Annotated in this window: 19 protein-coding genes; 16 read left to right on the top strand and 3 right to left on the bottom strand. The window is 62.7% G+C overall.

The window, feature by feature from the left end; all coding sequences use genetic code 11:
- Positions 1-4: 4 nt before the first annotated feature.
- Complete coding sequence (gene gyrA, locus AB5Y72_RS14585; protein ID WP_368199109.1) at positions 5-2,752, top strand: DNA topoisomerase (ATP-hydrolyzing) subunit A; 2,748 nt, start codon at positions 5-7, stop codon at positions 2,750-2,752.
- An 82-nt stretch (positions 2,753-2,834) separates the two neighbouring features.
- On the opposite strand, the gene AB5Y72_RS14580 is transcribed toward gyrA, so the two are convergent.
- The gene (locus AB5Y72_RS14580) at positions 2,835-4,232 is read right to left on the bottom strand and encodes an alpha-amylase family protein (protein WP_368199108.1); all 1,398 of its coding nucleotides are present in this window, start codon (positions 4,230-4,232) and stop codon (positions 2,835-2,837) included.
- A 297-nt stretch (positions 4,233-4,529) separates the two neighbouring features.
- Here AB5Y72_RS14580 and AB5Y72_RS14575 point away from each other — a divergent pair, with 297 nt between their 5' ends.
- Positions 4,530-4,685, top strand: a complete 156-nt coding sequence (locus AB5Y72_RS14575; protein ID WP_368199107.1) for a hypothetical protein — start codon at positions 4,530-4,532, stop codon at positions 4,683-4,685.
- Positions 4,686-4,716: 31 nt separating this feature from the next.
- Here AB5Y72_RS14575 and AB5Y72_RS14570 read toward each other — a convergent pair whose 3' ends face one another.
- Positions 4,717-5,772, bottom strand: coding sequence for a PA0069 family radical SAM protein (locus tag AB5Y72_RS14570; RefSeq protein WP_368199106.1), 1,056 nt, complete (start codon positions 5,770-5,772; stop codon positions 4,717-4,719).
- Positions 5,773-5,938: 166 nt separating this feature from the next.
- On the opposite strand from AB5Y72_RS14570, the gene AB5Y72_RS14565 reads away from it, so the two are divergent.
- Positions 5,939-6,529, top strand: coding sequence for a tetratricopeptide repeat protein (locus AB5Y72_RS14565; RefSeq protein ID WP_368199105.1), 591 nt, complete (start codon positions 5,939-5,941; stop codon positions 6,527-6,529).
- Positions 6,530-6,533: 4 nt separating this feature from the next.
- Here the strand turns inward: AB5Y72_RS14565 and AB5Y72_RS14560 are convergent, their stop codons facing one another.
- Positions 6,534-6,746, bottom strand: coding sequence for a hypothetical protein (locus AB5Y72_RS14560; RefSeq protein WP_128313741.1), 213 nt, complete (start codon positions 6,744-6,746; stop codon positions 6,534-6,536).
- A 341-nt stretch (positions 6,747-7,087) separates the two neighbouring features.
- Between AB5Y72_RS14560 and thrS the strand changes: the two genes are divergently transcribed.
- The 13 genes from thrS to AB5Y72_RS14495 all read left to right on the top strand — a co-directional run bounded on the left by thrS (position 7,088) and on the right by AB5Y72_RS14495 (position 23,124).
- Positions 7,088-9,016 carry a threonine--tRNA ligase gene (thrS, locus tag AB5Y72_RS14555; protein WP_042074195.1) on the top strand — a complete coding sequence of 643 codons (1,929 nt, stop codon included), beginning with the start codon at positions 7,088-7,090 and terminating at the stop codon, positions 9,014-9,016.
- 21 nt (positions 9,017-9,037) lie between these two features.
- Positions 9,038-9,568 carry a translation initiation factor IF-3 gene (gene infC / locus AB5Y72_RS14550; RefSeq protein ID WP_234923365.1) on the top strand — a complete coding sequence of 177 codons (531 nt, stop codon included), beginning with the start codon at positions 9,038-9,040 and terminating at the stop codon, positions 9,566-9,568.
- An 86-nt stretch (positions 9,569-9,654) separates the two neighbouring features.
- Positions 9,655-9,852, top strand: coding sequence for a 50S ribosomal protein L35 (rpmI, locus tag AB5Y72_RS14545; protein ID WP_005300673.1), 198 nt, complete (start codon positions 9,655-9,657; stop codon positions 9,850-9,852).
- A gap of 15 nt (positions 9,853-9,867) precedes the next feature.
- On the top strand, positions 9,868-10,224 hold the full coding sequence (gene rplT / locus AB5Y72_RS14540; RefSeq protein ID WP_010674800.1) for a 50S ribosomal protein L20: 357 nt from the start codon (positions 9,868-9,870) through the stop codon (positions 10,222-10,224).
- 309 nt (positions 10,225-10,533) lie between these two features.
- Positions 10,534-11,517 (top strand): phenylalanine--tRNA ligase subunit alpha, encoded by a 984-nt coding sequence (gene pheS, locus AB5Y72_RS14535; protein WP_041211447.1) that lies wholly within the window; start codon positions 10,534-10,536, stop codon positions 11,515-11,517.
- 12 nt (positions 11,518-11,529) lie between these two features.
- Positions 11,530-13,917, top strand: a complete 2,388-nt coding sequence (gene pheT / locus AB5Y72_RS14530) for a phenylalanine--tRNA ligase subunit beta (RefSeq protein WP_368199104.1) — start codon at positions 11,530-11,532, stop codon at positions 13,915-13,917.
- Between the two features lie 3 nt (positions 13,918-13,920).
- On the top strand, positions 13,921-14,217 hold the full coding sequence (gene ihfA, locus AB5Y72_RS14525; protein WP_005300715.1) for an integration host factor subunit alpha: 297 nt from the start codon (positions 13,921-13,923) through the stop codon (positions 14,215-14,217).
- A 54-nt stretch (positions 14,218-14,271) separates the two neighbouring features.
- Positions 14,272-18,192, top strand: a complete 3,921-nt coding sequence (locus tag AB5Y72_RS14520; RefSeq protein ID WP_368199121.1) for a transporter substrate-binding domain-containing protein — start codon at positions 14,272-14,274, stop codon at positions 18,190-18,192.
- A gap of 1 nt (position 18,193) precedes the next feature.
- Positions 18,194-19,444: a response regulator gene (locus AB5Y72_RS14515; RefSeq protein WP_325782666.1), complete on the top strand. Its 1,251-nt coding sequence runs from the start codon at positions 18,194-18,196 to the stop codon at positions 19,442-19,444.
- Between the two features lie 3 nt (positions 19,445-19,447).
- A complete protein-coding gene (locus tag AB5Y72_RS14510) occupies positions 19,448-20,062 on the top strand; it encodes a GNAT family N-acetyltransferase (protein WP_216990297.1) in 615 nt (204 codons plus the stop codon).
- A gap of 72 nt (positions 20,063-20,134) precedes the next feature.
- Positions 20,135-20,908: a Sir2 family NAD+-dependent deacetylase gene (gene cobB / locus AB5Y72_RS14505; protein WP_042074190.1), complete on the top strand. Its 774-nt coding sequence runs from the start codon at positions 20,135-20,137 to the stop codon at positions 20,906-20,908.
- Positions 20,909-20,992: 84 nt separating this feature from the next.
- Positions 20,993-21,469, top strand: a complete 477-nt coding sequence (locus AB5Y72_RS14500) for a hypothetical protein (RefSeq protein WP_042074189.1) — start codon at positions 20,993-20,995, stop codon at positions 21,467-21,469.
- Entirely contained in the window at positions 21,466-23,124 is a 1,659-nt protein-coding gene (locus AB5Y72_RS14495; RefSeq protein WP_325782668.1) for a diguanylate cyclase, read from the top strand. The genes AB5Y72_RS14500 and AB5Y72_RS14495 overlap by 4 nt, the downstream gene beginning before the upstream one ends.
- Positions 23,125-23,135: the final 11 nt, after the last annotated feature.

Raw genomic sequence — 23,135 nt, 5'->3', positions numbered from 1 at the left:
TTCTATGAGCGATCTGGCCAGAGAGATCACGCCGGTCAACATCGAAGAAGAGCTCAAGAGTTCCTATCTGGATTACGCCATGAGCGTGATCGTAGGACGAGCTCTGCCGGATGTGCGTGATGGCTTGAAACCGGTTCACCGCCGCGTTCTGTATGCAATGAACGAGCTGGGGAACGACTGGAACAAGCCCTATAAAAAATCGGCCCGTGTGGTCGGTGACGTAATCGGTAAATATCACCCCCACGGCGACGTTGCCGTGTATGACACCATCGTCCGCATGGCGCAGGATTTCTCCATGCGCTACATGCTGGTCGACGGTCAGGGCAACTTCGGTTCGGTGGACGGCGACAACGCCGCGGCCATGCGTTACACCGAAGTGCGGATGGCGCGCATCTCCCACGAGCTGCTGGCCGATCTGGACAAAGAGACCGTGGACTGGGTGCCGAACTACGACGGCACCGAGATGATCCCGGCGGTCATGCCCACCAAGGTCCCCACCCTGCTGGTCAACGGCTCCTCCGGTATCGCGGTGGGCATGGCGACCAACATCCCGCCTCACAACCTCACCGAGATAGTCAACGGCTGTCTGGCGCTGATCGAGAATGGCGACCTCACCATCGACGAGCTGATGACCCATGTCACCGGCCCGGATTTCCCCACCGGTGGCATCATCAACGGTCGTTCCGGCATCGTGCAGGCGTACCGTACCGGTCGCGGCTCCGTCTATGTGCGGGCCAAGGCCGAGGTGGAGGTGGACGAGAAGAGCGGTCGCGAGACCATCATCGTCCACGAGATCCCCTATCAGGTGAACAAGGCGCGGCTCATCGAGAAGATCGCCGAGCTGGTCAAAGAGAAGAAGATCGAGGGCATCAGTGCCCTGCGCGACGAGTCCGACAAGGACGGCATGCGCATCGTCATCGAGATCAAGCGCGGCGAGTCCGGCGAGATTGTGCTGAACAATCTCTACAAGCACACCCAGATGCAGACCACGTTCGGCATCAACATGGTGGCGCTGGACAACAACCAGCCCAAGGTGATGAACCTCAAGGAGATCCTGGATGCGTTCCTGCTGCACCGCCGCGAGGTGGTGACCCGCAGGACAGTGTTCGAACTGCGCAAGGCGCGGGATCGGGCCCACATCCTGGAAGGGTTGGCGGTGGCCCTGGCCAACATCGACCCCATCATCGAGCTCATTCGCCACAGCGCGACCCCGGCGGATGCGAAAGTGGCGCTGGTGGCCAAGGGCTGGGCGCTCGGCAACGTGGCCGCCATGCTGGAGAAAGCCGGCGACGACGCGGCCCGTCCGGAGTGGCTGGAGCCGGAGTTCGGCATCCGTGAAGGGCAGTACTTCCTGACCGAGATCCAGGCCCAGGCCATCCTCGACCTGCGTCTGCACAAGCTGACTGGCCTCGAGCACGAGAAGATCCTGGAAGAGTACCAGTCTCTTCTGGATCTCATCGCCGAGCTGTTGCACATCCTGGCAAGCCCGGAGCGCCTGATGGAAGTGATCCGTGACGAACTGATGGCCGTGCGCGAGCAGTACGGCGACGAGCGTCGCACCGAGATCAGCATGTCCAGCGCCGAGATCAACATCGAAGATCTGATCACCCCGGAAGACGTGGTGGTCACCCTGTCTCACCAGGGCTATGTGAAGTATCAGCCGCTCTCCGACTACGAGGCCCAGCGCCGCGGTGGTCGTGGCAAGTCGGCCACCCGGATCAAGGAAGAGGACTTCGTGGAGCGTCTGCTGGTGGCCAACACCCACGACACCATTCTGTGCTTCTCCACCCGTGGCAAGGTCTACTGGCTCAAGGTCTATCAGCTGCCGGAGGCGTCCCGTGGCGCCCGTGGCCGTCCGATCATCAACCTGCTGCCGCTGGAAGAGGGTGAGCGCATCACCGCCATCCTGCCGGTGAAGGAATATGAGGCCGACAAGTACGTCTTCTTCGCCACCGCCAACGGCACCGTGAAGAAGACCAGCCTGTCCGACTTCAGCCGTCCGCTTTCCTCCGGCATTCGCGCCATCAACCTCAAAGAGGGGGATGAGTTGATCGGGGTGGACATCACCGACGGCAGCAACGAGATCATGCTCTTCTCCGACGCGGGCAAGGTGGTTCGCTTCGCGGAAGGCAGTGGCCGCGCCGATGCGGATGCCAGCGACGAAGTCGAGGCCGACGACGATGCCGGCAACGACGATGATGGCAGCGACAACGGCGAAGGCACCGAGAGCAAGGGCACCTTCAAGGGCGTGCGTCCCATGGGCCGTACCGCCGCCGGTGTGCGCGGCATCAAGCTGGGCGCCGGTGACAAGGTAGTCTCCCTCATCGTGCCGCGCGGCGAAGGCGCCATCCTCACCGCCACCGAGAACGGCTACGGCAAGCGCACCGCGCTGGACGAGTACCCGACCAAGAGCCGTGGCACCCAGGGTGTCATCTCCATCAAGGTGGACTCACGCAATGGCAAGGTGATCGATGCGATCCAGGTGGAAGATACCGACCAGATCATGCTGATCACCAACGGCGGTACCCTGGTGCGTACCCGGGTGTCCGAGGTGAGCGTCATCGGCCGCAATACCGGCGGCGTGCGTCTGATCCGTACCGGTGAAGATGAGACCGTGGTCGGTCTGCAGCGCGTTGCCGAGAGTGACGAAGAGGAAACCGAGACCCTGGCCGTCGAGGGGGAGGTGTCCGAAGGCTCCGATACCGCGGCTGACACGGGATCCGTCGATGCAGGGGAGGCGGGCGACGAGTAATCGTACCCCCTGACCAGAAAAAAGAGCGACCTTCACGGTCGCTCTTTTGTTTTCTATCTGGCTCGGCGTTACCAGCCCACTGTCACTCCTGCAGCCACATTCTGGCGCCGCGGGCCGGGATGGTCAGCCTTACCCACTGGCTCTGCACGTTGACCACGGCATTCTGGTCGAGCACATCCCGGTAGTTGCGATACCAGTTCATCTCGAATCTGGCGGTATCGAGCCAGTACTCCTGCTCGTAGTCGCACTTGTTGATGCCGACCAGACCCTGCTTGCCACGCTTGAACAGCACGAAGCAGTCGTTACTGCCGATGAGCTGCATCGGTTGACCCTGCACTGTGTTATGGAAGCGGATCATCCCTTTGAGATCGGTGCGCAGATAGTAGTCCTGCCAGCGCAATCCGTCCTTGTCCCTGGTTTCACCGTGATCGGAGTAGACCAGAGGCGAGCCGCCATCGCGACCGAGCAGGTAGGCATAGGCCAGTCTCTCGTCGGTCTGGTTGAGGATCTGGTAGCGGAAACCGTCGTTGGTGGGGATGTCGTGGGTGATGGCGAAGGTGACGGCGCGGCTACCCGGCAGCGCCTGACCATAGGCACCGGGATCGGCCAGCAGGTTCATGCTGCCGCCGTAGCCCAGCGCTCCACGCAGGGAGGCGAAGAGCGGGAAGTCGTAGGCCCCCTGGCCGCTGCTGTCGAGGTAGGGTTGGAGGAAGTTCTCATAGTCGCTGTTGCCGGCGCCCCCCGTGGTGATCACCTCGCCAAAGACGTGCATCCCCTGTTTGATCTCGGGGGTGAACACGGCGTTGATCTGGTAATCGCTCATGTGCTTGACCGCATCGACCCGAAAACCCTTGATCCCCATCCCCTTGAGCGCCTGCAGGTAAGCCTGTTGCTGGCTCACCACCCAGTTGTTGGGGTCCAGATCTGGCAGCCCCTTGTCACCCGCCCCGCCGCACAGTCGCCAGTACTGGACATGGCCCGGATTGTTCCAGTCGGTGATGCACCCCTCCGGATGAAAATCCTGGCCGGCGAGGAAGTTCTGCCCCAGATCGCCAAAGAGCTGCTGGCGTTCAAAGTAGGCCGGATTGCCGGCGTAACTTTGCAGCAGTTCGCTGCCGGGGTAGTTGAGGTCGCTGCGCTTCCAGCTTTCGTTGGCCATGTGGTTGAGCACCACGTCCGCGTAGACGGCAATGCCCCGGGTCTGCATCGCGGCGATCAGCTGCTCCAGATCCTGCTTGTTGCCAAGAGGGGTGTCGATAAGGCGCAGATCCTGGGGCTGGTAACGAGCCCACCACTCGTCGCCCGAGGACTTCAGAGGCGGTGAGATGAGCACCTGCTTGTAGCCGGCAGCCTTGATGAGATCGGCCTTGGCGGTGACTTCACTGTATTTCCAGTTGAAGGCGTGCAGTATGACATCGGCATGCGCCAAGGGGGCGATCAGCATACCTGCGATCGCCAGCATTCCCGCTGTGTGTTTCATTGTTATGTCCCTGTCTTGTTGTTGTGACTCTGCCTGAAATGGGCGGCTCAGCTTTGGCACAACCGGGAACACTCGCAATTGAATTCCGGTCGATTTGTGATGAATTTCAAGGTGAATTCGCTGAAGTTGTGAGTGGTTTCAGGTTTCAATGACGCTGACCGATAGGCTGTCAGGGCCGTACCATTTGGTCATTTGTCTGTCACTCGGGTGTCATGGCTGAGGGTTATCTTGCTCGGCGAGCGGTGCCTCCTGGCATCGCCTTCAGCGTGGATCACATCGAGCGAACGGGAGTGGCATATGACCAGTTGGATAACCTGGGAGATCTGGTGGAGCAGGGTATGGGGCAAGGCCGAGTTGTCAGCCCGTGGCGAAGAGTGGCTGGAAGTGGCCCATGAACCATCGAGGCTGCCCGCCGAGCTGGTGGAGCAGGGCAGGGACGAGCGCGCTCGATGAGATCACTCGTTACTGCCGGGGTTAGCCGCTCCTAGAAGAGCGTCAACTGCTCGCCGGGGCGGATGAAGGCATCCTGGCGCAACTGAACGTGGCGCTTGCCAAGCCCGAGCCGCTTGCTGATGAGCCGAAAACGCTGGGCCAGCAGATCGGCAAATTGCCCTTCACCGCGCATGCGGGTCCCGAATGCGGGGCTGTTGAGGGTGCCGCCCCGGCTGGTCCTCAGCTGATTCAGGATGGCCTCTTTCTGGCCGGGATAATGCTCATCCAGCCAGTCGCAAAACAGGGTGGTGAGCTCATGGGGCAGGCGCAGCAGGATATAGTCGGCGCAGCCGGCCCCGGCCTCTGTCGCCGCCTTGATGATCTGCTCGAGCTCGGGCTCGTTGAGCCGGGGGATCATGGGGGCCGCCAGCACCCCGACCGGCACCCCTGCCTGTGCCAGTTTTTCGATGACCTTCAATCGCCCTGTCCCGGTGCTGGCCCTGGGCTCCAGCTGCCGCCTGAGCGTCTCGTTCAAGGTGGTGAGCGACACCATCACCTGGCAGAGCCCGGCTTTGGCCAACTCGGCCAGTAGGTCCAGATCCCGCAATATCATGGCGCTCTTGGTGATGATCCCCACCGGGTGGCGGTGTGCCAGCATCACTTCCAGCAGAGCACGGGTCAGGCGGTAGCGATGCTCGATGGGCTGGTAGGGATCGGTGTTGGCCCCCAGCACTATGGTCTGTGGCTGGTAGCTCGGCTTGGCAAACTCCCGGCGCAGCAGTTCGGCGGCGTTGAGCTTGGCGAACAGCCTGGTTTCGAAATCCAGACCGGGAGAGAGCTCCAGATAGGCGTGGCTGGGCCTTGCGTAGCAGTAGATGCAGCCGTGCTCGCACCCCTGATAGGGGTTGATGGAGCGGCCGAACGGGACATCGGGGGAGTTGTTGTAGCTGATGATGCTGCGAGCAGTTATCTCCCGCACCTCGGTACGGGGATCGCTGGCGGCGAATGCCGCTTCCCACTCGGTTTGGGCCCAGCCGTCATCGATCGCTTCGACGAGCGGGCCGCTGAAGCGGTGATCGACATTGTGGGAGCTGCCTCGTCCTGCCATCTCATCAAATCCAAATACTGTTTATACATACAGTTATTCTGAGGCGTGGCACCTCAAACTGCAAGTCCGGGCCCGTGTAAAGGGATCGGGCTGGATATCTCCCGCTTGATCTGTTGCTACATTTCATTTACATAGACGAAATGCGAACTGGATCACGGAAATCATCATGCAACCCAACACCTCCCGCTGGCTCTTCATCGCCATCATCGCCCTGGTCATCTGGCGTCTGATCCCGCTCTCCACCGAGCAGGAGCTGGCGGCTGCCAACCGAGCCTGGCGCAGCGGCCATTTCGATGAGGCGACCCGGATCTGGCAGCCGCTGGCGGACCAGGGCGAGCCACGAGCGCAGGCGCTGATGGGCTGGAGCCACGAGGTGGGGCAGGGGAGCGAGCAGGACATGTTGCAGGCCATCAGCCTCTATCGCCAGTCCGCCGAGGCGGGGGATGCCTTCGGCCAATACCGGTTGGCAGAGGTTTATCTGCGCGGCGCCGGTGTGACGCGGGATCTGCGCGAGGCGTTTCACTGGATGGAGCGGGCCGCCCGCAACGGGGACGTGCCCGCCATGTTGAAGGTGGGTGTGCTGCACCTGATGGGGGCCAATGGCCGTGTCGACCTGGCCGAGGCCAAGCAGTGGCTCTATCAGGCCTCGCAAAAGGGCAACAGGCTGGCATTGCAGGTATTGCAGGAATTGGCGCTGGCCGAGGAGGGACGCAGCGCCTTCGATTTCAACGGACAGTCCTTCCTGAATGCCGGCTAACAGGTCAGCGGCTGGCGGTGACCTTGCCGGGCGTCACGTCGGTGACATAAAGCGTACTGCGATCGGCGCTGTGCACTATGCTGCATACCTCGCGCTTGCTGCCGTCGCTCAGGATCACCAGCTCCCCGATATGAACGGGGCAGTGTGTCGTCAACAGGTGGTCCGGGTGGATGATCTTCTCTGCATGCTCCGGAAACGAAATGTCATAGGTGTACATCTTGCTCTCCTTGCTCGGGCTGACGCCTCACTGGAAACCTAGCACAGGGCGCGGCGTTGCGGGTCGGGCATCGTCAGGGCACCACCCGGTAACCGGCGCCTGTCATGGCCGATGGTATGCAAAATCGCCAAGACAACTTGTCTGAGTTGTCGCGTCTGATACAATCCTCCGCTGTACCTGTCAATCGAGCGCCATGCACAGCCTGCGTCTGTGTGCCACGGCGTGTAGCAACCGCATTGTGAGCGGTGAAACACAAAGGTGAATAGCGCTCGATATAAAAGGACATCTCTATTTCACATGTGCCCTTTGGTAGGGGGCACCACTGTATAAGGAAACACCCAATGCCAATCATTACTCTGCCTGACGGCAGCCAACGTCAATTCCCCCACGCCGTTTCCGTCATGGACGTCGCCGCAGACATCGGTCCCGGCCTCGCCAAGGCGTGCATTGCCGGCCGGGTGAACGGTGAACTGGTGGATGCTTGCGAGCTGATCGAGGCCGATGCCTCCCTGGCCATCATCACCGCCAAAGACGAAGAAGGTCTGGATATCCTGCGCCATTCCTGTGCCCACCTGCTGGGTCACGCCATCAAGCAACTCTGGCCCCAGACCAAGATGGCCATCGGTCCCGTCATCGACAACGGTTTCTACTACGACGTCGACCTCGACCGCACCCTGACCGAGGAAGATCTGGCTGCCCTGGAAGAGCGCATGCTGGCGCTGGCCGCCAAGGATTACGACGTCGTCAAGAAGAAGGTCTCCTGGCAGGAAGCGCGCGACGTGTTCGAAGCCCGTGGCGAGACCTACAAGGTCGAGATCCTGGATCAGAACATTGCCCGTGATGATCAGCCAGGTCTGTATCATCACGAAGAGTACATCGACATGTGCCGCGGCCCGCACGTGCCCAACATGCGTCACTGCCACCACTTCAAGCTGCAGAAGATGTCCGGCGCCTACTGGCGCGGTGACTCCAACAACAAGATGCTGCAGCGCATCTACGGTACCGCCTGGGCCGACAAGAAGCAGCTCAAGGCCTATCTGCAGCGCCTCGAAGAGGCCGCCAAGCGCGACCACCGCAAGATCGGCAAGCAGCTCGACCTGTATCACATGCAGGAAGAAGCGCCGGGCATGGTGTTCTGGCACAACGACGGCTGGACCATCTTCCGCGAGCTGGAAACCTTCATCCGTGGCAAGCTCAAGGAGTACGACTATCAGGAGGTGAAAGGCCCCTTCATGATGGACCGCGTGCTGTGGGAGCGTTCTGGTCACTGGGAGAAATATGCCCAGGCCATGTTCACCACCCAGTCCGAGAACCGCGAGTACGCCATCAAGCCAATGAACTGCCCGGGTCACGTGCAGATCTTCAACCAGGGTCTGAAATCCTACCGGGATCTGCCGCTGCGCATGGCCGAATTCGGCTCCTGCCACCGCAACGAGCCGTCCGGTTCCCTGCACGGCCTGATGCGGGTGCGCGGCTTCACCCAGGATGACGCCCACATCTTCTGTACCGAAGAGCAGATCATGGAAGAGGTGTCTGCGTGCATCCGCATGGTCTACGACGTCTACGGTACCTTCGGCTTCGAGAACATAGTGGTCAAGCTTTCCACCCGTCCCGAGCAGCGCATCGGCTCCGACGAAGCTTGGGATCGCGCCGAGGCCGCCCTGGCCGAAGCGCTGGAGCTGAACGGTCTGAAGTTCGACCTGCAGCCGGGCGAGGGGGCCTTCTACGGTCCCAAGATCGAGTTCACCCTGCACGATTGCCTTGATCGTGCCTGGCAGTGTGGTACCGTGCAGCTCGACTTTGCCCTGCCGGGTCGTCTCGGCGCCACCTACGTGGGCGAAGACAACGAGCGCCACGTGCCCGTGATGATCCACCGCGCCATTCTGGGCTCGTTGGAACGCTTCATCGGGATCCTGACCGAAGAGTACGCCGGCTTCTTCCCGACCTGGCTGGCTCCCACTCAGGCGGTGGTGATGAATATCACGGATAACCAGGCCGATTATGCGGTGAAAGTTGCCAAAGCATTGAATGATGCGGGCCTTCGCGCAAAAGCGGACTTGAGAAATGAGAAGATTGGCTTTAAAATCCGCGAGCATACTTTGAAGCGAGTGCCCTTCATGCTGGTCTGCGGCGATAAAGAAGTAGAAGCCGGCAAGATTGCAGTGCGTACTCGTAAAGGGGCTGACCTGGGCTCTTATCCTGTTGAAGAGCTGATTGCTCTGTTGACCCAGGAAGTTCAGACCCGCGGACAAAAGAAAGTGGAGGAATAAGCTATAAAAGGCGGAAAAAAACTGGGCAAGCAACCGCAAGCCCGCGCTCACCGGATCAATGAAGAGATCCGTCTGAAAGAAGTTCGTTTGGCTGGTCTGGATGGCGAAGCCCTTGGCATCGTTTCCATTCAGGAGGCACTGAACTTGGCCGCTGAGGCCGAAGTGGATCTGGTCGAGATCAGTCCGAACGCTGAGCCGCCCGTTTGCCGGATCATGGATTACGGCAAATTCCTCTACGAAAAGAGCAAGACCACCAAAGAACAGAAGAAGAAGCAGAAAGTCGTCCAGGTCAAGGAAATCAAATTCCGTCCTGGCACCGACGAAGGCGACTATCAGGTAAAACTACGCAACCTGGTTCGCTTTCTGGAAGACGGGGACAAGGCGAAGGTCACCCTGCGCTTCCGTGGTCGTGAAATGGCCCACCAGGATCTTGGTATCAAGGTTCTGGAGCGAGTCAAGAACGATCTGGAAGAGCTGGCCGTAGTCGAATCGTTCCCGAAAGTCGAAGGCCGTCAAGCTGTGATGGTCCTCGCACCCAAGAAGAAATCTTAAGGCCCACAAGAAATTGACTCATGGGGCTTGCTCCATGAGTTGGTTCGCCTTGCGATTTTGTTGTCACTCACAATGCGGAGTATGAAATGCCGAAGATGAAAACCAACCGGGGCGCCGCAAAGCGCTTCAAGAAGACTGGCTCAGGTCGCTTCAAGTGCAAGCACAACCACCTGCGTCACATCCTGACCAAGAAGAGCAGCAAGCGTAAGCGTCAGCTGGGACCGAAGTTCTTTGTTTCCGCTGCCGACCACAAACGTGTTGTCGCTTGTCTGCCGTACGCATAAGGGGGGATGTGAAAAATGCCAAGAGTTAAACGTGGTGTGACCGCTCGTGCTCGTCACAAGAAAGTAATGAAAGCCGCCAAGGGTTACTACGGCGCCCGTTCCCGTGTCTACCGCGTAGCGGTACAAGCGGTAACCAAAGCTGGTCAGTACGCCTACCGTGACCGTCGCCAGAAGAAGCGTCAGTTCCGTCAGCTGTGGATTGCGCGTATCAACGCCGCAGCCCGTCAGAACGGTCTGTCCTACAGCCGTCTGATCGACGGTCTGAAGAAGGCTTCCATCGAGATCGATCGCAAGATCCTGTCCGATATCGCCGTTCACGACAAGCTGGCTTTCACCGCCCTGGTTGAAAAGGCCAAAGCAGCTCTGGTTTAATCCGGTTCTGTTTTATAGATGATAAAAGGAGGCTCAGGCCTCCTTTTTTGTTGCCTGCTGTTTTATGACGGCCAGGTAGCCAGCCTGATCAAGAGACGCGGCATTCGTCATATGCCAACAAACTAATATTGATCACCATATCGACATACAGTGAGGCAGCACTTGGGGCTCACTCGATATAACAAAATGATTTGCAGGGAGAAAAGCCCGTCATAACTATGGTCAGCCAAGGGGCTTTTTTTGTATTATTCCCCTCTTGACCTTATTTAGCCTAAAGGCTCCTGTTCCGGGAGTGGTGACGAGGAAGACATGCAACAGCTTGAAGAAGTAGTCGGCCAGGCCAAGGCCGAAATTGAGGGCGTGAGCGACATCGCCGCCCTCGACGAAATCCGGGTCAAATATCTGGGTAAAAAGGGCTTTTTTACCGAGCAGATGAAGGGACTGGGTGCCCTGTCCGCTGAAGAGCGTCCCGCAGCGGGCGCCGTGATCAACCAGGCCAAACAGCAGGTTCAGGATGCCCTAAACGCGCGTCGTGAAGCCCTCGAAGTCGCCGTGCTGAACCAGAAGCTGGCCGCCGAGACCATCGACGTCAGCCTGCCGGGCCGCCGCATCGAGAATGGCGGTCTGCACCCGGTGACCCGCACCATCGAGCGCATCGAGCGCCTGTTTGGCGAGATGGGCTTCAAGGTTGCCCGTGGTCCCGAGATTGAAGATGGCTTCCACAACTTCGATGCGCTGAATATCCCGGCTCACCACCCGGCGCGTACCGATCACGACACCTTCTACTTCGATCCTGATCTGATGCTGCGTACCCACACCTCCGGTGTGCAGATCCGCACTATGGAACATCAGCAGCCGCCGATCCGCATCATCGCGCCGGGCCGCGTCTATCGTAACGACTACGACATGACCCACACCCCGATGTTCCACCAGGTCGAAGGCCTGCTGGTTGACGAGCATGCCAGCTTCACCGAGTTGAAAGGCATCCTGCACGACTTCCTGCGCAACTACTTCGAGGAAGACTTGACGATTCGCTTCCGTCCTTCCTATTTCCCGTTCACCGAGCCGAGCGCCGAAGTGGACGTGATGGGCAAAAACGGCAAGTGGCTGGAAGTGCTGGGCTGCGGCATGGTGCACCCGAACGTGCTGCGTTCGGTCGGCATCGATCCGGAAAAATACTCCGGCTTTGCCTTCGGCATGGGCGTTGAGCGCCTGACCATGCTGCGTTACGGGGTCAATGACCTGCGTGCCTTCTTCGAAAACGACCTGCGCTTCCTCAAGCAGTTCAAGTAAGGGCGAGAGAACATGAAATTCAGTAAATCCTGGGTGATGGAGTGGGTCCGCACCGAGTTGAGTGACAATGCACTGGCCGAGCAGATCACCATGGCCGGTCTGGAAGTGGACGCCGTGGAAGCGGTAGCCGGCCAGTTCAACAATGTGGTGGTGGGTGAAGTGGTCGAGTGCGCCCAGCACCCGGACGCCGACAAGCTGCGGGTGACCAAGGTCAATGTGGGCGAGGCCGAGCTGCTGGACATCGTCTGCGGTGCGCCGAACTGCCGCGCCGGCCTCAAAGTGTGCGTGGCCAAGGTCGGGGCGACCCTGCCGGGTGATTTCACCATCAAGAAAGCCAAGCTGCGCGGCCAGCCGTCCCACGGCATGCTCTGTTCCTTCAGCGAGCTGGGCATCGACGTCGAAGCCGATGGCATCATCGAGCTGCCGCTGGATGCCCCCATCGGGACCGATATCCGTGAATACCTCGCGCTCAACGACGTCAGCATCGATGTGGATCTGACCCCGAACCGTGCCGACTGCCTCGGCATCGCGGGTCTTGCCCGTGAAATCGGCGTGCTCAACAGCGTGGACGTGGTCGAGCCGACCTGGGCGCCGGCTGTTGCCACTATCGATGCAACCTTCCCGATCCGGGTTGAAGCGTCGGCAGATTGCCCCCGTTATCTCGGCCGTGTCATCAAGGGGCTGAACCTGCACGCCCAGAGCCCGCTCTGGATGCAGGAGAAGCTGCGCCGTGGCGGTATTCGTTCCATCGACGCCATCGTTGACATCACCAACTACCTGCTGCTGGAATACGGCCAGCCGATGCACGCCTTCGATCTGGCCAAGCTGGAAGGGGAACTGGTGGTGCGTCGCGCCAAGGCCGACGAGCCCATGACCCTGCTCGATGGCAACGAGGTGAAGCTCAAAGAGACCACGCTCGTGATTGCCGATGCCAAAGGCCCTGCCTGCATGGCCGGCATCTTCGGCGGCGATCGCACCGGTGTCTCCGAGACCACCACCGACATCCTGCTGGAGTGCGCCTTCTTCGCGCCGCTCTCCATCACCGGCCGTGCCCGTGCCTACGGTCTGCATACCGATTCTTCCCACCGCTTCGAGCGCGGGGTGGATCCCGAGCTGCAGGCCAAGGTGATGGATCGTGCCACCCGTCTGCTGCTGGACATCTGCGGCGGTGAAGCGGGTCCGGTCATCGAAGTCAAATCCGATGCCCATTTGCCCAAGGCTGCCCCCATCAAGCTGCGCCGCACCAAGCTCGACAAGGTGATCGGCATCAGCGTGGCGGATGCGCAGGTGGTCGAAATTCTGACTCGTCTGGGCATGCAGGTAACCGTGGATACTGACGGCTGGACCGCGCTGGCTCCCTCCTGGCGTTTCGACATCGCCATCGAGGAAGACCTCATCGAGGAAGTGGCCCGCATCTACGGCTACAACAACATCCCGAACCTGAAACCCGCCGCCTCTCTGGCGATGGTGGAGCAGGCTGAAGGGCAGGTGACCCTGAAGCGGGTACGCGACCTGCTGGTTGATCGCGGTTTCCAGGAAGCGATCACCTACAGCTTCGTCGATCCCAAGACCCAGCAAACCCTGTTCCCGCAGAGCGATGCCATCGTGCTGCCGAACCCGATCTCGGTCGAGATGTCCGCCATGCGCGTCTCTCTGTTCCCGGGTCTGGTGCAGGCGGTGGTCTACAACCAGAACCGTCAGCAGCCACGCGTGCGCCTGTTTGAGCAGGGCCTGCGTTTCATCAAGGACGAGAATGCCGAGAACGGCATCCGTCAGGAACCCATGCTGGCCGGCATCATCACCGGCAACCAGAGTGACGAGCACTGGGACATCAAGAGCCGCGCCGCCGACTTCTTTGATCTGAAAGGGGATCTGGAAGCGGTACTGGATCTGACCGCCGAAGGGGCCACCTTCACCTTCGAGCGTGCCGAGCACAGCGCCCTGCACCCGGGCCAGAGCGCGGCCATCCTGCGCAATGGCGCCGTGATCGGCCATATCGGCGTGATCCACCCGAGCCTCGAGAAGAAGCTGGGACTCAAGAGCCGGGCCGTGATGTTCGAGCTGGAGCTGGACAAGCTGACCCCGGCCAAGGTGCCGGTTGCGGCCGAAGTATCCCGCTTCCCGGCCAACCGCCGCGACATCGCCGTGGTGGTGGACAGACAGATCCTGGCAGGCGACGTTCTGGCAGTAATTAAAAAAGTTGGCGGAAATCAGTTAGTTGGAATAAACTTGTTCGACGTATACCAGGGTGCTGGTATGGCAGAGGACAAGAAGAGCCTGGCCATCAGTCTCGTGTTGCAAGACACCCAGCGCACCCTGGAGGAGAAAGAGATCGCCGAGACCGTAGACAATGTCGTGCGGGCCCTTGGTGAAGAGTTGAATGCATCCTTGAGGGATTGATCTATGGCGCTTACCAAAGCCGACATTGCAGAGCACCTGTTCACCCAGCTCGGGATGAGCAAGCGTGAAGCCAAAGATATGGTGGAAGCCTTCTTTGAGGAGATCAGACAAGCGCTTGAACGTGGTGAGCAAGTCAAGATTTCAGGCTTCGGTAACTTCGATCTTCGCGAGAAGAACCAGCGTCCCGGACGCAACCCCAAGACGGGGGAGGATATTCCCATCAGCGCCCGTCGCGTGGTGACCTTCCGGCCCGGCCAGAAGCTCAAGGCCAGGGTAGAAAATGTTGAACCCAACGAGTGACAAAAAGCCAGGCAATCGCCTGGCTTTTCCGTTTCGATGATAAAAATCCTGCTTCTGTCCGGCGCGCTGCTGGCCCTGCCACTGCGTGCCGCCATGCTTCCCCTGTCACCCGGTACCCAGGCCTATGCCGATTCGCTCACCGGGTTGACCTTCTGCTATCCCGCCCTGCAGCGCCCTCCTTATCTGGAAGAGCAGGGGGGGTTGCTCATCGATCAGGTGACGCGCCTGGCAGGACTGCTGCCGGTGCCGCTGCGCTTCGAGACCCTGCCCAGCTGGGCGGCGACCCTGCAGGCCCTGCAGGATGGGCGCTGCGATCTCGTTCCCCATGTGGGACCATTGCGGCATTCACCGTCCGGCATGGGGCTGAGCCGGGCCATGCTGGAGGCGGAGTCCGCCATTCTCTACCGGGGGGAGCTGGATAAGGCCAGGTTTCTGATGTCGCCCATCTGGCAAGCACAGGACATCCTGACGCGGCTCTATCCCCACGCATCCCAGCTGCAGCTGACCGAGGCGGAGAACTGGTACGGCGCCCTAGTGGCGGGGCGGGGCAGCGCCTACCTCGGCGACTATCTGCAACTGCGTTACCTGATGCGGGAGTACCCGGACGAGGGGCTCAGGTTGCGTCGCCTGCGCAGCGACGATCTGGTGATCAGCTACCGGCTGATGATGCGAGACAAGCCCGAGCTGCGCGAGTTGGTGGACACGGCGATCCGCTTCCTGCCGCCGGGCAGCCTCTATCGGGATCTGGGGCGTTACCTGCCCCAGAGCGAGCAGGATGTGAACCCCTTGCACTTCACCGACAAGGAGCAGGCCTGGCTCGTGGGCAAGGCCCACACCATCAGGGTGGTGGCGGATCCCGGCTTCATGCCCTACAGCGGCGTCAGCCAGCAGGGAGAGCTCATCGGCTGGAGTGCGGATGTCTTGCGGGAAGTGAGCCGGCAGACGGGGCTGCGCTTCGAGCTGGTGCCAGCCGCCAGCAAGGAGGAGGCGCTGGCCAAGCTGCGCAGCGGGGAGGCGGCCATGATGGCCGGCCTGCTGGAGTCTCCGGCGCTGGGGTCGGAGTTTGAATTCACCCGGGTGGTGGCGACCAGTCGCTACGCCCTGGTCAGCCGCAAGCAGGGGGCCCCCAGATCCCTGGCGGAGGTCAGCGGCAAGGTGATGGTCCCCAGGATGCTCTATGACACCAGCCTGCTCGCCCGCTTCGGCCAGCACGAGTGGGAAGTGACCGACAACCTGCTGCAAGGGCTGGCGGCGGTACAGCACGGCGATGCCCAGGCCATGCTGGCGGAGCTGTACCAGCTGCAATACCCCCTTCGCAACAACCAGTTGAGTGACCTCGCCATCACTGAGCTGCCCCAGCGCTTTGGCCTCGGCTTTGCCATCCGGCCGGGCCAGTCCAGACTGGCGGGGGTGCTGGAGCAGAGCCTGATGACCATCAATGATCGCCAGGTGAACGAGCTGGATCAGCGCTGGCGGCGTCTCGTCCTGAACCAGCAGGAGGGGGTCAGCTACGGCTTCTGGCTCGGCTCCGTCATGCTGGCCCTGGTGATCAGCATGGCGGTGATCTGGCTGATCTGGCGCTCCCGCCAGCAGCTGGCCCAGGAGGCGCGGGAGCGCCAGAAGGCGGAGCAGGCGCTGGCGCTGGAGAGCAAGTTCCGGGAATCCCTCTTCCAGGCGCTGCCGGTCCCCGTGTTTCTTCGCAATGACAAGGGGGAGGTGATCAAGCGCAACAAGCGGGCCAAGCGGATGGAGGCGCGCTACGCCGCCGATCTGGTGCTGCCTGCGCCCCAGTTGCAGGGGGCGGAGGGGGAGCTGGCGCTGCACGAGCAGGTCTACTCCTATGCCCAGATCCCGCTGCGCCTGGGGCCGCAGGCCCCGGCCGGGGATCTCATCGCCCTCTCGGACATCAGCGCCCTGCGCGAGCGCACCCGGTTGCTGCGCCAGGCGGAGCGGCGCCTGCGGGCCCTGACCAATACGGTGCCCGGCGTGGTGCTGCAATTCACCCTGCTGGACGGGGCCATCACCCGGGTGGAGTTTGTGAGCCGCGGCAGCCACGAGCTGCTGGGGCTGGCCAGCCAGCAGATCCGGAGCAATCCCAACGAGACGCTCACTCGCATCTCTCGCCAGGACAGGCGCGAGATGCGGGCTCCCATGCTGACCATGTTGCAGGCGGGGCGCCCCTTCTCCCATCTGCTGCGCTACCAGCACCCAGCCAAGGGGCTGCGCTGGCTGCAGTTCTCCGGCAGGGGACGTCGCCAGGGGGAGGGGTGGCGCGTCTACGGGGTGGTGCAGGATGTGACCAGCAGGGTGGAGCAGGAGCACTCCCTGCAGCTCTCCCACGAGCAGGCCCAGCAGGCCGTGCTCGCCAAGGGGCGTTTCCTCGCCGCCGTGAGCCACGAGATCCGCACCCCCATGAACGCCATGCTCGGCCTGCTGGAGTGGCTGGATCAGACCGAGCTCTCTGCCGAGCAGGCCTCGGTGCTGGCGCACGTCAGGCAGGCGGGCAACGAGTTGCTGGGGCTGCTCAACGACGTACTCGACTTCAGCCGCAACGAGACGCGCCAGCTGCGGCTCTCCTTGCAGCCCACGGATCTGGTGGAGCTGTGCGAACACGTGGCGGCGGTGCACTGGTCCAAGGCGCGCTCCCGGCATCTGCAGCTGCGCCTCAACCTGGATCCGGCGCTGCCCGCCCTGATGGAGCTCGATCCCCACAGGGTGCAGCAGGTGCTGCACAACCTGCTCTCCAACGCCATCAAGTTCAGCGAGCGGGGAGAAGTGGTGCTGTGGGCTCGCCGGCAGGGGGAGTGGATCTGGTGCGGCGTGGACGATCAGGGGCCCGGCATCAGCGCCGAGCTGCTGCCCCGGTTGTTCCAGCCCTTCGAGCAGGGGGAGGAGCCGGGACAGATCCGGGCCCAGGGCACGGGGCTCGGGCTCGCCATCTGTCGCCAGTTGATGGAGCAGATGGGCGGCGAGATCCGGGTCGAGCCCGTGGCCACCGGCGGCAGCCGCTTCATCTGTGTCTGGCCCCTCAGACAGGTGCAGGAGAAAGCGCCCTGGCAGCCCAGAGTCAAGCGGCTGTCCCTGCAACTGCCCCCCGAGGAGCAGGCCTACCTGCGTCCCTGGCTCGCCGAGCTGGGGGTCGCCGAGGATGGGATGGCCCCCGGCCTCGGCGTCCTGGTGGATGAGCGGGGGCTGCGCGCCTGGTCCTGGCAGGGGGAGCCCTGGATCCCGGGCTCCGTGGTCAGCCTGCTGCAACCCAGGCTTGCCCAGGAGGGGGAGGAGATCAGGGATCTGCCGGGCGCCGGCCTGCGCGTGCTCCTGGTGGAAGATCACGAAGTGAACCGGGTGCTGATCAGCATGCAGCTCGGTCAGCTGGGGGCCCGGGTACTGAGCGCCGCCAACGGCCGCCTGGCCCTCGACATCCTGCGATCGGAGACGGTGGATCTGGTGCTGACCGATCTGCAGATGCCGGTGATGGACGGGGCCGAGCTGTGCAGGCAGCTGCGGGCCTCGGCACACTGGCAGCATCTGCCGGTCTACGTGATCACTGCCGATCTCAGCGAGCAGGCGGCGCAGCGGCTCGCCGAGTGCGGCTGCCAGGGACATCTGGACAAGCCCGTGCTGCTGAAGGAGCTGGCCATCCTGCTGCGCACCGTCTCCGGTCGCAACGGCGCTGAGGTGGCACAGGCTCCTCAGGCCATGCCCCTGTCCGCGCTGCTGAGCCCGGCCCTCATCGGAATTTACCTGACCTCGGTTCGCCAGGAGCTGGCGGACATTGAGCAGTGCCTAGCACAAGGGGACCCCCATGCCCTCAATGCGGCTTTACACAAGATGAAGGGGGCCGCCAAAATGGTGGGGGCCACCTCGCTGGTCCGGGTGATCGACCGTTGGCAGGAGGCCCCCGACCACCCCCTTGCAACTGAGTTGAGGCTGGCCGTGGAAGAGGTCTGTCGGCAACTGGGCGAAAGAGCATGAGATGATCATCACCGATGAAGAGTTGTTGGCCCTGCTGGAGTCGGATGACAGCCAGGGGCCCGTGTTTCACCCCGTCAGCGTCTATGCCCTGGACGCCGCCTCCCATCAGGCGGCGAAGGCGGCGGGCCTGCCGGCCTACGCCAGCCTGCATCGCACCCTGCCCGATGCCGGCTGGCAATGGGAGGGACTGTTTGCCGCCGGGGCCATCGCCCTGTTCGATCCCGCCTCCCATGCCGGGGCCGACTACCTGCCGCAACTGCTGACCCCGGGAGTGGGGATCTATCGCCTGTCAGATCCCTGGCTCGAAGGGGTACAGGCACGGGAGCGGGAGTGGCGGGCCTGGCTTGCCCGGTTGCAGATCCTGCTGCTCGAGGATCACCCCTTCCAGGGGGCCTGCATCCAGCAGGAGATCCAGGCCCTGGGGACACCCTGCCACTGGGTGCAGGATGGCGAAGGTTGCCTGCGGGCCCTGGAGGAGGGGGGCGTGGGGCTGCTTATCTGCGATCTCAGCCTGGCGGAGCAGGATGCCATCAGCCTGCTGATGAGCCATCCCCAATATCGTCACAGCGGCCTGCCCATCATACTGCTCTCCGCCCACGATCAGACCCTGATCGACGGGGCCAGGCGTCTGCTGCACGACGCGGGTTTCAACGTGCTGGCGGCCCTGGCCAAGCCGCTGCAGAGCGACGATCTACTGCGGCTGCTCAAGGTGCTCTATCTGGGGCCCCAGCGCCGGCGCCGACTCGGTGGCCTGAAGCGAACCATCCGCAGTTGGCAGGGGGAGCAGAGGGGGCAGCTTGGCCTGCTGGCGGAGGCGGAGTCGTTCACGCTGCCCGTCTGGCTGACCCTGAACGGCCTGTCGCCGTACTGGGAACCGCTCAAGGCCTGGCTGGAGCACCACGGGCGTCCGGCGAGCGAGCTGACCCTGGTCATCCATCGGCGGGATAACCTGCTGAGCCATGCGGATCGCTTCGCCCTGGTGTTGCAGGCAAGCCTGGCGGGGGCGAGGCTGGCCCTGCTGCTCGACAACGCTCAGCACCTGCCGTTCGATCTGCTGGAGCGTCTGCCGCTGCAATCCCTGCTGCTGGGGCAGCACATGCTGCCCGAGCTGGAGGCGATGGCCGCGGATTCCCTGCTGGCACGCTTCATCCAGCGGGCCAGGGAGCTCGGCATCGCCCTCTACCTCGATGATCCCTTCAATCTGCTCGACGCCGCACAGTGGCAGGACTACGGCATGGCGGGGCGCTGGTAAGCCGTGCCGCACTATCTCTGCTGGCCCCTCGATGAGGCGCGCCTGGACAGGGGTCTGAGCGGCTGGACGTCCCCCGTCTCGCGGGCTTCCCTGCCGGTGAAGATGACCGTGGGCGGGGTGCGCTGCCGGCTGCAGGAGCTGGCTGGCAGCGATCCCGAGCGCGTGCGGGCCGCCTATGAGGCGCTGAGCGAGCAAAGCGTCTACCTGCGCTTCATGCGCGCCAAGCAGCCCCCGACCCCGGAGCAGCTCGCGCTCTTTCTCGACTACCCCAGGGCGCCCCAGATAGGGCTGCTGCTCACCGATGAGCAGGGCCTGCCGCTGGCCATGGCCCAGTCCGTGCGCCGGCGCCTGCATCCCGACAGGGCCGAGTTCTCCTGCATAGTGGCGGATCATTTCCAGCATCGCGGCGCCGGGCGGCGCATCCTGCTGGCGCTGGCCCTGCTGGCGCACGGGGAGGGGATCCGGGAGTGGACCGCCGAGGTGCTGGGCCAGAATCGGCCCATGCTGGCGCTCTTGAAGGGGCTGGGGCTGCCGCTGACCCTGGTGACGGGGCGGGAGATGGTCTTCGCCAGGCTGGACCTGAGCGTCCTGGCGGGTCGTATTGCTGCCCGGCCATAAGACCAAGGGCGAATGGGCCGGCCCCCTCTCTTGTGCTAAGGTCAGCCTGTCACCCGTTGGAGGAGAACAACCATGGTGCAGTCAGCCAAACATATCGTGATCCTCACCGGTGCCGGCATCTCGGCCGAATCCGGTATCAAGACCTTTCGGGCCTGTGATGGCCTCTGGGAGGAACACAGGGTGGAAGACGTGGCGACCCCGGAGGGCTATGCGCGAGATCCCGAACTGGTGCAACGCTTCTACAATGCCCGGCGCCATCAGTTGCAGCGGGACGAGATCCACCCCAACCCTGCCCACTATGCCCTGGCCCGCCTCGAGCGCCTGTTGCCCGGGCGCGTGACCCTGATCACCCAGAACATCGACAACCTGCACGAGAGCGCGGGCAGCAAGAACCTCATCCACATGCACGGGGAGCTGCTCAAGGCGCGCTGCCCGGGGTCGGGCCAGGTGATCGAATGGCGCGGGGATCTCCACCAGCACGAGCTCTGCTCCTGCTGTCAGCTGCCCCAGCCGCTACGGCCTCATGTGGTCTGGTTCGGCGAGATGCCGCTCGGGCTGGATCGCATCTATTCCGCCCTGGCCCAGTGCGATCTCTTCCTCTCCATCGGTACGTCCGGCGCCGTGTATCCGGCTGCCGGCTTCGTGCATGAGGCCGGCCTGAACGGAGCCCATACAGTGGAGCTCAATCTAGAGCCGAGCGAGGTGGGAAGCCAGTTTGACGAGAAGCGCTACGGCCCGGCATCCCTGCTGGTGCCGGCCTTCGTGGACGAACTGCTGCAAAGCTGCGGCGTGCACCAGCCCAGACAGATAGAGGGGCACAACTGGATGGAGATGCGTGGCTCATAACTATTGAGAATAAACACAGTTGCATTGGCTCTATGAAGTCGCCACACTGACTCCAACAACAAGGATGTGGCTGGCGAAACATATATGGATATTCGAAAGTTCGGGTTCATTTCCCTTCTGCTGGTGCTGATCTCATTCGGGACTCAGGCTGCTACTCCCCTGCTGCAATTGATCCTGCCGGACAAGCGGGAAGTCACCCTGGACGAGGCGGCACTGGCCGCCTTGCCCCAGGTGGAATTCGAGACGGCCACCCCCTGGACCGTCGGTGTCCACCGCTACCGCGGTCCGACCCTGGTCAGCGTGCTGGCGGCGCAAGGGGCCGCCGGGGCCAGCGTGCTCGATGTGGTGGCGCTCAATGGCTACCGACAACGGGTCGATCTCTCCCTGTTTGCCAAGGTGCCGCTCACCCTGGTGCGCCATCAGGATGGCAAGCCGCTGACCCGCCGCAACAAGGGGCCGCTCTGGCTGCTGATCCCTCTCTCGGCGCACCCCGAGATGGATGTCTCCGCCATCCACAACAACATGGTCTGGCAGACGATCCGCATCGAGGTCGTCAAGTGACCCGTCGACAGCGCCACAATCTGCTGCTGGCAGCCATCTCGCTCTGCTTCCTGTTTTCCTCCGTGTGGGGCCTCTATCTGCAGAGCCGGCACGAACAGCTGGTCGACATCTTCTACCGCAACACCCACTGGAACATCAGCCAGGTGATGCTGGAATCCCAGCGTTTCCTCTACGACCTGCGCCTCTACCGGGCCGACGGCCTCGACATGGAGACCCTGAGCCTGGATTACGATCTGCTGTGGAACCGGCTGGATGTGTTTCTGGTCGGCACCGAAACCGCAGATGCCCGCACCCGGCATGGGCTGGGCGAGGTGTTGACCAGGCTGTTTGACGAGATCAAAATGCTGGAGTCCCAGGTCCAGGCCGGTGCGCTGCAAAAGGGCGAGGCCCTCGATCGGGCGCTGGTCCGGATTGCCGACCTGACCCGCCAGGTGGAGCTGATAGGGGATCAGATCCTCTCCGGTCAGGAGCGGGAGGCGTCCCTCAACCAGCTGCGTCAGAGCTTGTTCTGGATCCAGATCTGGCAGCTGATCCTGCTGGTGATGGGGGGCGTGCTGGTCTTCGCCCTGATCCGCACCAACCTGCAGAATCGCCGGCTCTCCCTGCTCGATCCCATGACCCGGCTGGGCAACCGCCGGGCCTTGCAGGGGCAGCTCAGGCAGTCCCTGCAGCGGGGCCGGATCCAGGCCTTGGTGGTGCTCGATCTCAAGCGGTTCAAGCAGGTCAATGATCTGCTCGGCTACCAGGTCGGTGATCGCCTGTTGCAGGCGGTCGCCGCGAGGCTGCGGCAAGCCTGTCCCGGCCTGGCCTATCGCCTGGGGGGAGATGAATTTGCCGTGGTGCTGGCCACCGACCATGAGGAGCTCGAGGCCCGCATGGAGGCCATGGTGAATCTGCTGCAGTTCGAGTTCGTGACCCGGGAGAGCAGTTTCGACCTCGCCTGCCGCTTCGGGGTGGCCAGGGTCGAGGGGGGCGAGGAGGCCGAGCAGCTGCTGGAGCAGGCCATATTGGCACTGAATGAAGCCAAACGCAGCAATGGCACCCTGGTCTGGTACCAGTCGGCGATGAAGGCGACCCTCAGCATGAACCAGCGGCAACTGCACCAGTTGCGGGAGTGGCTGGCGGGGGCGGCGCCCTCGCCCCTGGAGACCGTCTTCGAGCCCCTGCAAGACGAGCGGGGAGAGCGGGTGACGGCCATCGGCGTGCGCTGGCGGGTGGGGCAGCAGGTGTGTGACGTGGACTGGATGCAGGAGCGCGGCGTTCTCGGTCCCGTGGTGGCCAGGTTGCTGATGGACGCGGATCTCCGCCAGCCCCTGCTGCTGGCGCTGCGCCAGCCGTCGCAACTGGCCCATGTGCTGGCCTTCCTGCCGTCCCTGCCACAAGGAGCACTGATCCTGGCGCTGCCGACCCTGACGGAGGACGCGGCCCTGCTGGACAAGGTGCGCCAGCGTGACTGCGTGCTGGCGCTGGGTGAGCTCGGCAGCCGGGTTCCCGCGCTCTTGCAGGCGGGCTGGCCGATCCACTACTGGCTGCCCGACCCCTCAGATCACCTTGCCCTGCTGCACCCCCTTGCCAGGCAACTGGGGTTGCGGCGCCTGAACCGTACGGAGGCGGCGGGGCAGGGCGACGTGCTCAAGCAGCGCGAGCCCTATTGACGGGGCAAGGA

The sequence above is a fragment of the Aeromonas sp. R7-4 genome, assembly GCF_040908055.1.
Classification (GTDB): domain Bacteria; phylum Pseudomonadota; class Gammaproteobacteria; order Enterobacterales; family Aeromonadaceae; genus Aeromonas; species Aeromonas sanarellii.
Note: the sequence above shows the minus strand (reverse complement) of the source record. Positions and strands in the feature narration are given on the sequence as shown.

Bases quoted from the DNA above. Each gene is read 5' to 3' on its own strand.
- gyrA (WP_368199109.1), top strand. From the start codon at position 5: ATGAGCGATCTGGCCAGAGAGATCACGCCGGTCAACATCGAAGAAGAG.
- AB5Y72_RS14580 (WP_368199108.1), bottom strand. From the start codon at position 4,232: ATGAAACACACAGCGGGAATGCTGGCGATCGCAGGTATGCTGATCGCC.
- AB5Y72_RS14575 (WP_368199107.1), top strand. From the start codon at position 4,530: ATGACCAGTTGGATAACCTGGGAGATCTGGTGGAGCAGGGTATGGGGC.
- AB5Y72_RS14570 (WP_368199106.1), bottom strand. From the start codon at position 5,772: ATGGCAGGACGAGGCAGCTCCCACAATGTCGATCACCGCTTCAGCGGC.
- AB5Y72_RS14565 (WP_368199105.1), top strand. From the start codon at position 5,939: ATGCAACCCAACACCTCCCGCTGGCTCTTCATCGCCATCATCGCCCTG.
- AB5Y72_RS14560 (WP_128313741.1), bottom strand. From the start codon at position 6,746: ATGTACACCTATGACATTTCGTTTCCGGAGCATGCAGAGAAGATCATC.
- thrS (WP_042074195.1), top strand. From the start codon at position 7,088: ATGCCAATCATTACTCTGCCTGACGGCAGCCAACGTCAATTCCCCCAC.
- rpmI (WP_005300673.1), top strand. From the start codon at position 9,655: ATGCCGAAGATGAAAACCAACCGGGGCGCCGCAAAGCGCTTCAAGAAG.
- rplT (WP_010674800.1), top strand. From the start codon at position 9,868: ATGCCAAGAGTTAAACGTGGTGTGACCGCTCGTGCTCGTCACAAGAAA.
- pheS (WP_041211447.1), top strand. From the start codon at position 10,534: ATGCAACAGCTTGAAGAAGTAGTCGGCCAGGCCAAGGCCGAAATTGAG.
- pheT (WP_368199104.1), top strand. From the start codon at position 11,530: ATGAAATTCAGTAAATCCTGGGTGATGGAGTGGGTCCGCACCGAGTTG.
- ihfA (WP_005300715.1), top strand. From the start codon at position 13,921: ATGGCGCTTACCAAAGCCGACATTGCAGAGCACCTGTTCACCCAGCTC.
- AB5Y72_RS14515 (WP_325782666.1), top strand. From the start codon at position 18,194: ATGATCATCACCGATGAAGAGTTGTTGGCCCTGCTGGAGTCGGATGAC.
- cobB (WP_042074190.1), top strand. From the start codon at position 20,135: ATGGTGCAGTCAGCCAAACATATCGTGATCCTCACCGGTGCCGGCATC.
- AB5Y72_RS14500 (WP_042074189.1), top strand. From the start codon at position 20,993: ATGGATATTCGAAAGTTCGGGTTCATTTCCCTTCTGCTGGTGCTGATC.